This is a genomic window from Winogradskyella flava (assembly GCF_014243395.1).
Classification (GTDB): domain Bacteria; phylum Bacteroidota; class Bacteroidia; order Flavobacteriales; family Flavobacteriaceae; genus Winogradskyella; species Winogradskyella flava.
Window position 1 is genome coordinate 1,088,805 of sequence record NZ_JACLCP010000001.1, and the last position, 15,346, is coordinate 1,104,150.

The 15,346-nt window shown below is 37.1% G+C and carries 11 protein-coding genes; 2 read left to right on the forward strand and 9 right to left on the reverse strand.

What is annotated here, in order from left to right:
- The first annotated feature begins 145 nt into the window (after window positions 1-145).
- Window positions 146-4,645, forward strand: a complete 4,500-nt coding sequence (gene gltB / locus H7F21_RS04840; RefSeq protein ID WP_221892428.1) for a glutamate synthase large subunit — start codon at window positions 146-148, stop codon at window positions 4,643-4,645.
- A 3-nt stretch (window positions 4,646-4,648) separates the two neighbouring features.
- Window positions 4,649-6,115: a glutamate synthase subunit beta gene (locus H7F21_RS04845; RefSeq protein WP_185788083.1), complete on the forward strand. Its 1,467-nt coding sequence runs from the start codon at window positions 4,649-4,651 to the stop codon at window positions 6,113-6,115.
- A gap of 83 nt (window positions 6,116-6,198) precedes the next feature.
- Here H7F21_RS04845 and argH read toward each other — a convergent pair whose 3' ends face one another.
- From argH to H7F21_RS04890, 9 genes are all read right to left on the reverse strand, one after another.
- Window positions 6,199-7,473 (reverse strand): argininosuccinate lyase, encoded by a 1,275-nt coding sequence (gene argH, locus H7F21_RS04850; RefSeq protein WP_185788084.1) that lies wholly within the window; start codon window positions 7,471-7,473, stop codon window positions 6,199-6,201.
- A gap of 231 nt (window positions 7,474-7,704) precedes the next feature.
- The gene (locus H7F21_RS04855) at window positions 7,705-8,766 is read right to left on the reverse strand and encodes a M20 family metallo-hydrolase (RefSeq protein ID WP_185788085.1); all 1,062 of its coding nucleotides are present in this window, start codon (window positions 8,764-8,766) and stop codon (window positions 7,705-7,707) included.
- Window positions 8,763-9,539 carry an acetylglutamate kinase gene (gene argB, locus H7F21_RS04860; protein WP_185788086.1) on the reverse strand — a complete coding sequence of 259 codons (777 nt, stop codon included), beginning with the start codon at window positions 9,537-9,539 and terminating at the stop codon, window positions 8,763-8,765. The genes H7F21_RS04855 and argB overlap by 4 nt, the downstream gene beginning before the upstream one ends.
- Before the next feature lie 73 nt (window positions 9,540-9,612).
- A complete protein-coding gene (locus tag H7F21_RS04865) occupies window positions 9,613-10,548 on the reverse strand; it encodes a Rossmann-fold NAD(P)-binding domain-containing protein (protein WP_185788087.1) in 936 nt (311 codons plus the stop codon).
- Window position 10,549: 1 nt separating this feature from the next.
- Window positions 10,550-11,674 carry an aspartate aminotransferase family protein gene (locus H7F21_RS04870; protein ID WP_185788088.1) on the reverse strand — a complete coding sequence of 375 codons (1,125 nt, stop codon included), beginning with the start codon at window positions 11,672-11,674 and terminating at the stop codon, window positions 10,550-10,552.
- The gene (gene proC / locus H7F21_RS04875) at window positions 11,671-12,471 is read right to left on the reverse strand and encodes a pyrroline-5-carboxylate reductase (RefSeq protein WP_185788089.1); all 801 of its coding nucleotides are present in this window, start codon (window positions 12,469-12,471) and stop codon (window positions 11,671-11,673) included. Before proC ends, H7F21_RS04870 begins: the two co-directional genes overlap by 4 nt.
- A gap of 49 nt (window positions 12,472-12,520) precedes the next feature.
- The gene (argC, locus tag H7F21_RS04880; RefSeq protein WP_185788090.1) at window positions 12,521-13,495 is read right to left on the reverse strand and encodes an N-acetyl-gamma-glutamyl-phosphate reductase; all 975 of its coding nucleotides are present in this window, start codon (window positions 13,493-13,495) and stop codon (window positions 12,521-12,523) included.
- Complete coding sequence (locus H7F21_RS04885) at window positions 13,492-14,676, reverse strand: argininosuccinate synthase (RefSeq protein ID WP_185788091.1); 1,185 nt, start codon at window positions 14,674-14,676, stop codon at window positions 13,492-13,494. The genes argC and H7F21_RS04885 overlap by 4 nt, the downstream gene beginning before the upstream one ends.
- Entirely contained in the window at window positions 14,673-15,296 is a 624-nt protein-coding gene (locus H7F21_RS04890; protein WP_185788092.1) for a GNAT family N-acetyltransferase, read from the reverse strand. Before H7F21_RS04890 ends, H7F21_RS04885 begins: the two co-directional genes overlap by 4 nt.
- Window positions 15,297-15,346: the final 50 nt, after the last annotated feature.

The following is a 15,346-nucleotide window of genomic DNA, read 5'->3' on the forward strand; positions in this document are numbered from 1 at the left end:
ATAGGGCAAAAATTGCCATTTTTCTATTTAAATAGCCCTTTATTATCAATTTGGAAAAAGTGTTTTGACTTTTTTTTTAATCGAATTCTTGATTCTATATTAGGGTTATAATGTGGTATGAAAAACCCTCGAAAATTTTTGAATTATGCTGAAGAAACAAGGATTGTATTTGCCAGAATTTGAACACGATAATTGTGGTGCTGGTTTTATATGTAGCCTGACAGGAAAACGATCAAATGACATTATCCACAAAGCTCTAGAAATCTTAGTAAAATTGGAACATCGTGGTGCGGTAAGCTCTGATGGCGTTACAGGTGATGGTGCAGGAATATTAATTGATATTCCACATAAATTCTTCAAGATTTTTTGTGATTTTGAATTGCCTGAAGCCGGGCAATATGCGGTTAGTAATGTGTTCCTTCCAAGAAAGGACAATCAACGTCAGTTTTGCATTGATGTTTTTGAAAAGGAAATTGAAAATCAAGACTTAAGATTAATTGGTTGGAGAGACGTTCCTGTAAATTCAGAAATACTGGGCGACATCGCCAAGGTTACGGAGCCTTTTGTGAAGCAGATTTTTATTGGGAAGTCACATGATGAGCAGACCGATAGGGAATTTAACTTAAAATTATTTGCCGCACGAAAGATAGCAGAGCATAAAATATACAATTCAAAATTATCAGAATCGCAATTCTTTTACTTACCAAGTTTATCAACTAAAATTATCATATTTAAAGGTCTGCTAAAGCCAGAGCATATTAATGAGTACTATTTGGATTTGTTCAATTCAGCTTTGGACACACGTTTAGCTTTGGTGCATCAGCGTTTCTCAACAAATACATTTCCAACTTGGGATTTGGCACAGCCTTTCAGATATATCTGTCATAACGGAGAGATTAATACATTAAGAGGAAATGTATCACGGATGTTTTCACGTGAGGAAATCATGAAAAGTGATGCTTTTGGTGATGATATAAAAAAGATACTACCTACCATATTAAAAGGTAAATCGGATTCCGCAACACTGGACATGGTTGTAGAATTATTGCTCATGACTGGTCGTTCATTGCCAGAGGCAATGATGATGCTAGTACCAGAGGCTTGGGAGAAAAACCCAAATATGTCTGATGCTAAAAAAGCGTTTTACGAGTATAACTCTTGTCTAATGGAGCCTTGGGATGGACCAGCTTCCATACCGTTTACGGATGGTAATTATATAGGTGCTGTATTAGATCGTAATGGTTTACGGCCATCGCGCTATACGGTAACTAAAAACGGCAATGTCATCATGTCTTCAGAGACTGGAGTTGTGGATATAAGGCCAGAAAATGTAGAATATCATGGCCGTTTAGAGCCTGGGAAAATGTTCTTGGTGAATATGAATGAAGGACGTATCGTCAATGACGAAGAAATTAAAGAGAAAATCGCCACGAAACATCCTTACAGAAAATGGCTCAATGATAATTTGGTACATCTTAGAGATCTTTCAGCAAAAAAAGGACCTATTAATTATGATGAAATAGAATTAAAGAAACGAGAAATTGTTTTTGGTTACACTCAGGAAGATTTAAATACCATTATTCGTCCAATGGCTCAGTTAGCAAAAGAACCCATTGGTTCTATGGGAAGCGATGCGCCTATTGCTGTCTTGTCCGAACGTCCGCAATTGGTGTATAATTATTTTAAGCAATTGTTTGCTCAGGTTACAAACCCGCCTTTAGATGGTATTAGGGAAGAATTGATTACGGATATTAGTCTAACATTAGGTAGCGATGTTAACCTTTTTGATATCAGTCCAGAGCATTGTAAAAAGCTAAAAATTCAAAATCCTGTTATTTCAAAACACGATTTAGACAAAATTCGAAACTACGATTCTAATCCAGATTTTAAGATAGAATCCATTTCTATGCTTTATGAGGTGAATCGTGGTTTGAATGAATTAGAAGTTGCTCTTGAAAATTTAGTAACTAAGGCTTCAAAAGCTATAGACGAAGGGGCGAATATTATCATTCTTTCTGATAGATATGTCGATGAGAATCATGCGCCAATACCCGCACTTCTCGCTTGTTCTTATTTGAATCACGCCTTACATAAGTTAAAAAAACGATCTAAAATCAGCCTGATTATAGAGTCGGCAGAACCAAGAGAGGTACATCACTTTGCCTTGTTGTTTGGTTTTGGTGCAAGTGCAGTGAATCCTTACATCGTAAATGAGATCGTTCAAGAGCAAATACATAATAAGGATGTTACTGATTTAGAATATCTCACTGCCATTAAGAATTATAATAAGGCCATTGGTAAGGGTATTTTAAAGGTGATGAATAAGATTGGAATTTCAACTTTAAACTCCTATCGTGGCTCACAGTTATTTGAATGTATTGGGATTAACAAAGCTACGGTCGAAAAGTATTTCCCTAATACACCAACACGTATTGAAGGTATAGGATTAAGAGAGATAGAACAAGAAATTGTAAAGCGTCACAAAAAAGCATTTCAAATCAATGATACCAATATTGATATTGAAGTAGGTGGCGATTACAGATGGCGAAGAGGGCAGGAAAAACATATGTTTAATCCATTGACGGTTGCTAAACTTCAAGAATCTGTAAGAACGAATAAGGCTTCAACCTTTAAGGAATATTCAGAATTGGTAAATAACCAATCTAAAAACCTAATGACCTTAAGAGGCATGTTTGAGTTCGATCAGTTTGATCCAATTCCATTGGAGGAAGTTGAGCCTTGGACGGAAATAGTGAAGCGTTTTAAAACGGGAGCCATGTCTTATGGGTCTATTAGTAAAGAGGCTCACGAAAACTTAGCCATTGCCATGAACAGAATAGGTGGTAAATCCAACTCAGGAGAAGGTGGAGAAGATCAAGAGCGCTTTTATAAGAGCTCGCAAGGCGATTGGCGAAATTCGGCAATAAAGCAAGTGGCTTCAGGACGCTTTGGAGTAACGTCGAATTATTTGACCAATGCCAACGAAATTCAAATTAAGATCGCACAAGGCGCAAAACCAGGAGAAGGAGGTCAATTACCAGGAGCGAAAGTAAATCCTGAAATTGCCAAAACAAGAAATTCGACACCTTATGTAGGTTTAATTTCGCCGCCACCACATCATGATATCTATTCCATTGAAGATTTATCACAACTTATTTATGATGTGAAATCTGCGAACCGAGAAGCACGTATTAATGTAAAGTTGGTGTCTGAAGTTGGTGTAGGAACCGTAGCGGCAGGTGTGGCAAAAGCCAAGGCAGATGTGATTCTAGTATCTGGTTTTGATGGTGGTACAGGAGCATCACCTTTAACATCCTTACGTCATGCAGGTTTACCTTGGGAATTAGGTATTGCTGAGGCCCAGCAGACTTTGGTGATGAACGATTTGAGAAACCGCGTGGTCTTGGAGTGTGATGGTCAGTTAAAGACGGGGCGAGACGTAGCGATTGCTTGTTTGTTAGGTGCCGAAGAGTTTGGTTTCGCAACAGCACCATTAGTAGCTTCAGGCTGCATCATGATGCGCGTATGTCATTTAAACACCTGTCCAGTTGGTATTGCGACTCAAAATCCAGAATTACGAAAGAAGTTCAAGGGTAAGCCAGAGCATGTGGTTAATTATATGTATTTCGTTGCACAGGAGTTGCGAGAAATTATGGCGAAACTTGGATTTAGAACGGTCAACGAGATGGTTGGTCAAGCACAGAAGCTCAACCGAAATAAGGCGATTGAGCATTATAAAGCTTCTGGTATAGACCTAACACCTATTCTTCATAAAGTCGATGTGACAGAAGATGTAAAGCTCTATAATACAGAGCAGCAAGATCATAACTTGGAGACGCATTTAGATTTTAAAATTATAAAGCAAGCGCACCAAGCATTATTCCGAAGACAACAAACACATTTAGAGTTACCAATTACAAATATTGATAGGGCGGTAGGTGCTATTGTTAGCAATGAGATCTCAAAAATTTATGGTGCTCAAGGCTTGCCAGAAGATACCATTAATATAGATTTTAGTGGTTCGGCAGGTCAAAGTTTTGGCGCATTTACTACGAAAGGCGTAAGCATGACGGTTCATGGAAATACTAATGATTATTTAGGAAAGGGCTTATCTGGCGGAAAATTAATTATCAAAGTCCCATCAGAAAGTACCATCGTTCCTGAAGATAATATCATCACAGGAAACGTGACCCTTTATGGCGCAACTGCTGGTGAAGTCTATATTAATGGAAAGGCCGGAGAGCGTTTTTGTGTAAGAAATTCTGGTGCCATGGCTGTTGTAGAAGGTATTGGTGACCACGGTTGTGAGTATATGACTGGTGGTGTTGCCGTGATTTTAGGTAAAGTAGGACGAAATTTTGGAGCAGGAATGAGTGGTGGCATTGCCTACGTTTTTGATGCTGATAATACCTTTGAGCAATACTGTAATGGATCGGATTTAAATATCGATCCAATGAAAGATGTTGAAGATCAAGTACAACTGGAACAATTAGTTGAAAATCACTTTCTAGCAACAGGAAGTCCATTGGCAAGACGACTTTTGGATGATTGGAAAAATAATCTTCCAAAATTCAAAAAAGTACTTCCAGAAGAGTACAGACAGGCCTTATTAAGATTAGAACAAGAACAATTAGAAATAGCTTAGATTATGGGAAAGACAACAGGGTTTTTAGAGTATAAGAGAGAGGACGAAAGCTATGTAGCACCAAAGAAGCGTATTGGAAATTATGAGGAATTTACAATTCCGCTGAAAGAACAAAAGTTAAAGGATCAAGGTGCGAGATGTATGGATTGTGGTATTCCTTTTTGCCATAGTGGTTGTCCACTAGGTAATTTTATACCAGACTTTAATGATAAAGTGTATAAAGGGAAGTGGGAAGAGGCTATCGACATCTTACATAAGACGAATAACTTTCCAGAATTTACGGGTAGATTATGTCCAGCACCATGTGAAGAAGCCTGTGTGCTTGGGATTAACGAGGATCCCGTAACCATTGAGAACATTGAAAAAAATATCGTTGAGACCGCCTTTAAAAATGGATGGATTACGGCCAATCCTCCAAAACTAAGAACCGATAAAACAGTTGCAGTTATAGGATCTGGTCCGGCTGGTTTGGCAGCTGCACAACAATTAAATAGAGCAGGACATACGGTTACTGTTTTTGAACGTGATGAAAAAGTTGGTGGACTATTACGATATGGTATTCCGGATTTTAAGATGGAAAAGCACGTTATTGATAGACGTGTTAAAGTATTAGAGGAAGAGGGTATTGTATTTAAAACGAATGCGCATGTAGGTGAAAATGTCGATGCCAACAAACTAAAAGACGAATTTGATGCTATTGTGTTATGTGGTGGTGCTACAGTAAGGCGACATATTCCTATTCCTGGTGCTGATTTAAACGGTGTAGTACAGGCTATGGATTTCTTGAAAAAGAATAATGAGTATGTAGATGGATTAAAAGATTTCGATGAGATTATCTCTGCAAAAGGTAAAAATGTGATTGTCATTGGAGGAGGCGATACGGGAAGTGATTGCATAGGTACGTCCAATCGTCATGGTGCAACATCAGTGACTAATTTTGAAATTTTGAGTAAACCCACAGAGGGTCGTCCAGCACATCAACCTTGGCCTTATTGGCCTATGAAGTTGAAAACAACATCATCGCATCAAGAAGGTGTGGAGCGTTTTTTTAGTATTTCTACCAAGGAATTTATTGGAGACAAAGATGGAAATCTAAAAGCCTTGAAAACCGTTGAGGTGGAGTGGATTTTTAAACCTGGCGAACGTCCACAACTCAAAGAGATTGAAGGCACGGAAAAAGAATGGAAATGCGAATTGACACTGTTGGCCCTCGGCTTTACAGGTGCAGAAATGACCTTGGCTGAGCAATTTGGTCTCAATATGGACTTTAGAACGAATATTGACGCTTCTACCAAGAACTATGCAACGAATGTTCCTGGTATTTTTGCGGCTGGTGATATGCGTCGCGGACAGTCGCTGATTGTTTGGGCCATATCAGAAGGACGTCAAGCCGCGCATCATGTAGATGCCTATTTAATGGGCGAATCCCATTTACCACTTAAAGATGATAGTGATCTGCCGAGAGTATAATTATAAGTGTTCTACTTCTATAATTCTAAAGGGATAACTAGTGTTAGAGTAGGCACAAAGGCACCTGATTTCAGGTGCTTTTATTATTTAGGAAACTTGGTGCGAATCGCATCTAAACATAAATTATGAATACTTCCAATATGCGAATGTTCTTTACCTAAATTAGGTTGATAGGTATCGTTTTGAACTTGGCTACCAATGTGTTGATATGCTTCCCTAAACGACATGCCATCAACCACCAAGTTATTAATACTATCTACCGTAAACAGGTATTTGTATTTGTCATCGTTAAGGTCAACATCTTTCACTATAATTTGTTGAATAGCATAATCGAAAATGTCTAAAATAGCTTCTATATCGATAATGGCAGCAATCATGTTTTCTTTTAATAGTTGAAAATCCCTATGGTAGCCACTAGGCAGATTATTGGTAATTAACACCATTTCATGATGTAACGCTTGAATTTTATTGCACTTGCCACGTATCAATTCAAAAACATCTGGATTCTTTTTATGTGGCATAATGCTGCTTCCTGTGGTCAGCTCTTCAGGAAAGGATATAAACCCAAAATTTTGACTCATATATAAACAAATATCCATAGCAAAACGCGCTAAGGTATTTCCTAAACTTCCTAAAGCTAAGGCAATGGTACGTTCACTTTTTCCTCGGCTCATTTGTGCAGCAACTACATTATATTTTAATGTTGAAAAACCGAGTGCTTTGGTGGTGATATCTCTATCAATAGGGAACGAACTGCCATAGCCTGCGGCAGAACCCAAAGGATTTTGATCAACGGTTTTAGTGGCAGCATCCAATAAATAAACATCATCAATTAATACTTCCGCGTAGGCTGAAAACCATAATCCAAAGGACGATGGCATAGCAACCTGCAAATGAGTATAACCCGGAAGCAAACTGCTTTTATGCGTTTCCGCTAATTTTAAAAGGGTCTCAAAAAAGGTTTTGGTTTTAATTTTAATATCACCTAACTGTGCTTTGTAAAATAGATGTAAAGCCACTAAAACCTGATCGTTTCTAGAACGTGCCGTATGTATTTTTTTACCAACCTCTCCTAAAGTCTTGGTGAGTTCGAATTCAATTTTAGAATGCACATCCTCAAATTGGGATTCGATAGTAAAAGTTCCGTTTTCTATTTGAGTCGCTAAATCGGCCAAGCCACTTTCTAGCTGTTCTAATTCTTCAGCAGTTAAAATGCCAATTGTTTGCAACATTTTGGCGTGAGCTACTGAAGCTTCGATATCATATTTGGCAATATGAAAGTCAATTTCTCGGTCATTGCCTACAGTGAAATGCTCTATTTTTTTATCTATGCTTGTACCTTTATCCCAGAGTTTCATCTTGTTATTGCGAAAGCAGGAATTCCTACGTTCTTTTTTAGTTAAACTTTATGTTTTTTGTCACTTCGAGTATCCTGAACTTGTTTCAGGATTTATCGAGAAGCTATTTCTGTTTTTTGACTGTCACTTCGAGTGATTCTGATGCAATCAGAATTGTATCGAGAAGTTAATTATTTTCTTGTTTTCGATACATTCCGACTATAAGTCGGAACACTCAAACTGACGAAAATTTCATAACACACGTTCTAATAATTCAATATAAATTTTAATGCCCTTTTCAATTTCATTTAAATAAATAAACTCATCAGCACTATGCGATCGAGTACTATCGCCTGGTCCTAGCTTTAAAGATGGACAACTTAAAATAGCTTGATCGGATAGTGTAGGCGATCCATAAGTACTCCTGCCAATTTCCACACCTGCAATCACCAATGGATGATCGATGGGAATGGATGACGAATTTAATTTAGTACTTCTAGGAATGATGCTGTCGCATGGTGCTTCTTTTTTTAGAATCTCTACAATCTCTTGGTTGGAGTATTTATCATTAACACGGACATCTACCACCAATTTCACATCTGCCGGAACTGCATTATGCTGTTTTCCAGCATTGATTTGTGTCACTGTCATTTTTACCTCACCCAAAACTTCCGATGATTTTTCAAACCTATAATTTTTAAACCATTCCAATACCGAGATGGTATTATATATGGCATTATTATCATTAGGATGTGCGGCATGACTCGGCGTGCCTTTTACGACAGCATCAAATACTACTAGGCCTTTTTCGGCAACTGCTAAATTCATCAGTGTGGGCTCTCCTACAATAGCAACATCTACTTTTGGAATAATAGACAACATACTATTTAAACCCTTGTCGCCACTGCTTTCTTCTTCGGCAGAAGCAACTATGACTAGATTGTAATTCAAGTCTTTTTTATTATGAAAATAGGCAAACGTAGCCAACAAAGAAACTAAGCATCCACCGGCATCATTACTGCCAAGACCATATAATTTTCCATCGTCAACAATGGCCTTGAAAGGATCTTTGGTGTAACCATTATTGGGTTTAACCGTATCGTGATGTGAGTTTAATAATAATGTCGGTTTAGATTCGTCAAAATGGGTATTGATGGACCAAACATTATTGTTAGTGCGTTTATAAGGTATATTTTCATTTTGAAACCATTGCTCAATATGCATCGCTGTTTGGTCTTCTTCAGACGAAAATGATGGTGTTTCTATGAGTGTTTTTAGAAGCTGTATAGCTTCCGTTGTAAGTCTTTCTATCATTTGCTAATCGTTGTATGTTTGGTGTTAGAATCAAAAAGCATACTTGGTTTGCCAATACAAACTTTTTGGACATGGTTAGATACAGCATGTATACAGTTATTAACTTTTGGTAACATACCGTCTGAAATTATACCATCACTAATCAATGCTTTTACGTTTTCAGTAGTGATGGAGGTTATTACTGAATTGTCATCGTCTATGGATTTTAAAACCCCATTCTTTTCGAAACAGTAATATAATTCGGTTTTAAATAGTTTTGATAAACCAATGGCTAATTCCGATGCAATAGTATCTGCATTTGTGTTAAGTAATTGTCCGTTAGTATCATGTGTAATCGCGCAGAATACTGGCGCAATGGCATTGTTTAGAAGTACTTCCAAAGCTTCTGTATTGACTTGTTTGACATCACCAACAAAGCCATAATCAATAGTATTTATAGGTCTTTTGTCAGAAACAATAGTATTACCATCTGCACCTGAAAATCCAATAGCATTACAATTGTGGGCTTGTAAACTCGCAACAATATGCTTGTTTATTTTGCCAGCGTAAACCATAGTGATGATGTCCAAGGTGTCGACATCAGTAATGCGTCTGCCCTCAATCATCTTTACTTCAACTTGCATTTGATTAGCAAGTTTTGTGGCTAATTTCCCACCGCCATGAACTAGGATCTTAGGAGCCTTTATAGTTGCGAAATCTTTTAAAAATTGTTGTAATGCATCATCGTTATCGATAATGTTTCCACCTATTTTTATGACTTTTAGTGTTTGCATATTTAATATTTCTGTCTCCTCGAGTGGAGTCGAGACGTTATTAAGGTCTCGACTGCGCTCGACCGGACAAAATTTATAATTTTTCTAATATCTGTTTCAAAACTACTTGAGCGGCATAGGTTCTATTATTTGCTTGTTGAATGACCACGGAACTATCGCCATCTAAAACCGAATCTTCAACCACAACATTTCGTCTCACAGGTAAGCAATGCATAAATTTTGCATCACCTAACTTTTCTTTGGTAATCATCCAATTTTTATCGTGATGAATGACTTTGCCGTAATCACTATAACTACTCCAGTTTTTTGCATAAACAAAGTCGGCATTTTTAAATGCTTTCTCTTGATTGTAATTTATTGGTGTGTTTTTAGTGATCTCTGGATTCAAATCGTAACCTTTAGGATGGGTAATTGTTAAATCAACATCCATTTGTTGCATAACTTCAACAAAAGAATTGGCTACAGCTTGTGGTAAAGCTTTAGGATGTGGTGCCCATGATAACACTACTTTTGGCCTTGCCTTTTCCGCTAATTCTGAAACGGTGATTGCGTCAGTTAATGCTTGCAACGGATGTCCAGTCGCACTTTCCATATTCACTATTGGTACTGTTGCGTATTTAATAAAACTGTTCATCACAAATTCCGACTTATCTTTTTCTTTGTCTGTTAAGCTTGGAAATGCTCTAACTGCAATGATATCTGCATATTGTGAGATGACTTGTGCCGCTTCCTTAATGTGTTCTGAAGTATTGGTATTCATAATCGTTCCATCTTCGAATTCTAAATTCCAAGCATCATTGACGTTTAAAACCATAACGTTCATGCCTAAGTTTTTTGCTGCTTTTTCAGTGCTTAAACGTGTGCGTAAGCTCGAATTAAAAAATAGCATCATCAGGGTTTTATGTTTTCCTAAATCTTGAAATTCAAAAGGCGTCATTTTTAATAATATGGCTTCCTTTATTGTTTCTGATAGATTTGAAATGTCCTGTATTTCGGTATACTTTTTCATCCTACAACTCTTGTTTTAGTGCGTCAAAGAAAGCATTTATGTGCTTTATTTGTATGGTTAAAGGAGGAAGAATCCTCAGTAAATTAGGGTTTTTTGAACTTCCTGTAAATATGTGATGTTTATGAATGAGTATTCGTCGTAATTCTGAAATTGGGAAATCAAACTCCAACCCAAGCATTAAGCCTCGTCCTTTAATTGTCTTAATTTGAGGAATTGATTGTGCCTTTTCCATAAAATGCGCTGATATCATTTTAGCATTATCCATCAAATTTTCTGATGCTATAACTTCCAATACTGTAAGCGAAGCCGCACAGGCCAAATGATTACCGCCAAAGGTTGTTCCCAACATTCCGAAGGTGGCTTTTATATTCTGGTGAATCAAAATACCGCCAACAGGGAAACCATTACCCATGCCTTTAGCAATAGAAATAATATCTGGTGTGATGTTGTGTTTCTGAAATGCGAAGAAATCACCCGTTCTTCCGAAACCAGATTGTACCTCGTCTGCGATTAAAGCTGTATTGTATTTTTTACAAAGAACTTCTAAACCTTGATAAAATTCGGTGGTGCTTTCATCCAATCCTCCAACACCTTGAATACATTCGATAATGACCGCGCAAGTTTCGTTTTGTTTTAAGATATTCTCAACAGCAATCAAATCACCTAATGCCGCAAAATCTACATCTTGTTGGGCATTTAGAGGTGCAACGACTTTAGGGTTGTCGGTTGCAGCAACGGCTGCGGAGGTGCGACCATGAAATGAATTATGGAAAGCTAAAACCTTATGCTTTTCATTATGAAAAGAGGCCAGTTTAAGTGCGTTTTCGTTGGCTTCTGCTCCAGAATTGCACAAAAACAACTGATAATCTTTACAGCCAGAAAGCACTTTTAGTTTATTTGCCAATTGTAGTTGTAGTGGATTTTGAATAGAGTTGCTATAAAAACCTAATTCGGATACCTGATTGGAAATAGCAGACACATATTGTGGATGAGAGTGTCCAATGGATATCACGGCATGGCCACCATATAAATCCAGATATTCGGTACCAATGTCGTCATAAACAAAGACATCCTTAGCCTTTACAGGTGTAATATCAAATAATGGGTAGACATTAAACAAACTCATATCTGTTCCTCTTTTATAGCATTGATTTTATTGAATGAGGCTACCATACCTTGAATCAAGGAAGAACTTAATCCTTTATGTTCCATCTGGTTTAAACCTGTAATTGTGCAGCCCATAGGTGTAGTCACGCGATCAATCTCTTCTTCAGGATGATTTCCATTGGTGATTAACAGATGTGCTGCACCCTCACTCGTGTACATGGCTAATTCTTGCGCTTCTTTGGCATCAAATCCTAGCTGAATGGCAGCTTGTGTCGTGGCTCTTATAAGTCGCATCCAAAAGGCTATACCACTTGCACAAACTACAGTTGCAGCTTGCATTTGTGATTCTGGAATTGACAAAGTATGACCTAATCCGTTAAAAATAGCTTCTGCAATTTTAATACGTTTTTCGCCTTGGGTGTTACAGCATAGACAGGTCATAGATTTACCAACGGCAATCGCTGTGTTGGGCATGGCTCTAATAATGAATCTATCGGTACCAACTTGATTTTCAATATTTTGAATGCCATAACCTGTGATGGTAGAGATTAACACATGCTTTTCCGTGAGATACAGTTTAATAGTGTTCAATATAGCTTCAAAATGCGCTGGTTGAACAGCGAAGATTAAAATATCCGATTGTTTCACCGCTTCTATATTGTCAGTGGTCAACACGACATTTTTATAACCATCAAATTCCTGAACATCCTGTAAGTGTCTTCTGGTTAAGTATAAACTCGTTATCGTATTGTTGGTTATTAGGCCTTTGGCAATGGATTTGCCTAAATTTCCTGTTCCTATGATTGCTATTTTCATGTTATAGTCGTTAGTTGTTAGTGGATAGTAATTAGTACTTACTCAGAATTTAAAAATATGTTGCTTTCAACTTTAACCCTTCGGTTTCTTCAAAATCAAACATGAGATTCATGTTTTGCACAGCTTGCCCTGATGCACCTTTTAATAAATTATCAATGATGCTTGTTACCAATAATTTGCCCTCATGTTTATGTAAATGGAGTATACATTTGTTGGTGTTTACCACTTGTTTTAAATGGATGTTGTCTTCTGAAGTTACTACGAATCTGGCATCCTTATAAAATTCTGAATACAGTTTTTGAGCATCGTCTAAACTGCCATTAAATTTGGTGTATAGTGTAGCAAAGATGCCTCGTGAAAAATTCCCGCGATTCGGCATAAAATTGATATCCGAATCAAAATTAGACTGCAATAGTTTCACCGATTGATTAATCTCGCCAAGATGCTGATGCGTAAATGGTTTGTAATATGAAAAATTATTATCGCGCCAAGTGAAATGCGTTGTTGCAGATAGCGATGTTCCTGCTCCTGTTGCTCCTGTTGCTGCGTTGATGTGCACATCATTATTCAATAATTTCGCATCGGCCAGTGGTAATAATCCTAATTGAATGGCTGTAGCAAAACAACCTGGATTGGCAATACAGTCAGCGCTTTTAATTGCTACCTTATTTAACTCTGGTAAACCATAAACAAAGGTTTTATTGTTAAATATCTTGTCTTTTTCTAATCTAAAATCATTACTCAAATCAATGATTTTAGTCGTTTGCGAAAATGTATGTTGTTCTAGAAATGATTTTGAATTACCATGCCCTAAGCACAAGAAGAGCACATCAACATTTGGGTTGATTTCACTGGAAAATGCTATGTTCTCACCGATTAAGTCTTGATGCACTTTTCCAATAGCATTTCCAGCATTTGAGGTGCTGTAAATAAAATTGATTTCTGCCTTTGAGTGGTTAATTAAAATTCTGATCAATTCACCAGCAGTATAACCTGCACCACCAACTATTCCTACTTGTATCATGAGTTGTTATTTACTTGTTGATAGATTTTGTTCTGGTTGCCAACGATTTTGATGAATCCTTTAGCTTCTTCTGCCGTCCAACCTTTATTTTCTTCACCATAGCTTCCAAATTTGGTACTCATTAAATCGTGTTTAGAGGAAATGCCATCCAAATTAAAATGATAAGGTTTCAAAGTCACTACGACATCACCAGTTACTTTCTCTTGGCTACTTTCTAGAAAGGCTTCCATATCTCTCATGACAGGATCCAAATATTGACCCTCATGCAGGTGCATACCGTAGAAATTGGATAAATAATCCTTATGCTGTAATTGCCATTTGGTAAGTGTATGTTTTTCTAATAAGTGATGTGCTTTAACTATAATTAATGCTGCTGCAGCTTCAAAACCAACACGTCCTTTAATACCAACTATGGTATCGCCAACATGGATATCCCTACCAATGGCATAAGCCGAAGCTAGGTCATTAAGTGTTTCAATATTGACATCAGGTGCCTTTTTAATACCATTTATGGCAATCAATTCTCCCTTTAAAAAAGTTAGAGCTACCTTTTCTTCACCATCTTTTTTTAATTGTGAAGGGTATGCCGATTCAGGTAGAGGTTGCTCAGAAGTTAAGGTTTCTGCACCACCAACACTTGTGCCCCAAAGTCCTTTGTTTATAGAATATTGTGCTTTTTCCCAGGACAGGTCTATACCATTTGCTTTTAAGTATTCGATTTCTTCTTGTCTGGATAATTGCTGATCTCTAATAGGTGTAATAATTTCTATATCTGGAGCTAGTGTTTGAAAAATCATATCAAAACGCACTTGATCGTTTCCAGCTCCTGTACTACCATGAGCAATATATTTTGCGTTAATACTTTTAGCATATTCAATAATTTCAATCGCTTGAATGATACGTTCTGCACTTACGGATAGCGGATAAGTATTATTCTTCAATACGTTTCCAAAGATTAAATATTTAATGACCTTTTGGTAATATGAAGTAACAGCATCAATATTCTTATAGGTGGATACACCCATTTTGTAAGCATTACTTTCTATGGTTTTGATTTCTTCTTTAGTAAAACCTCCGGTATTTACGCTTATAGCATGAACTTCGTAACCAGCTTTTGATAAGCTGACTGCACAATACGATGTGTCTAATCCACCGCTATAGGCTATGACTAATTTTTTCATTTCTTATCTTTTTTTAAGAACATGGATTGTTTGATATTTTTCAATCTTGTCCATACTTTTTTATCAATATCCTTTTCTTTTGTATTAATTTCTTTAGCTTTTAAAGGATCGTATAGCATGCCAGTACATAAACACATACTTTGGTTGGTGCGCTGTAGAACATCATAATTTTTGCAAGTTTGGCAACCATTCCAAAAGGTTTGGTCATCTGTTAATTCTGAAAATGTTACGGGTTTGTAACCGAGTTCACTGTTCATTTTCATCACAGCCAAACCCGTAGTGATACTAAAGACTTTAGAATCTGGAAATTTGGTTCTTGAATGCTCAAAAATCACTTTTTTGATTTTTTTAGCTAGACCTTGATTTCTGTAGTTTGGATGTACAATCAGGCCAGAATTAGCAACAAATTTGCCGTGACTCCACGCTTCGATGTAACAAAAACCAGCAAATGCGTCACCATCTAGAGCAATGACTGCATTTCCATTTTCCATTTTAGAAATCACATATTCTGGTTGTCGCTTAGCTATTCCAGTACCTCTTACTTGAGCCGCTTCTTCTATAGTTTTGCAGATAATATCTGCATAGATAATATGGGATTTATTAGCAATGACAATTTCCATTGTAATTGTATTAAGATTTAAAATTTGTACTGATATTGTCGTTTGGAAAC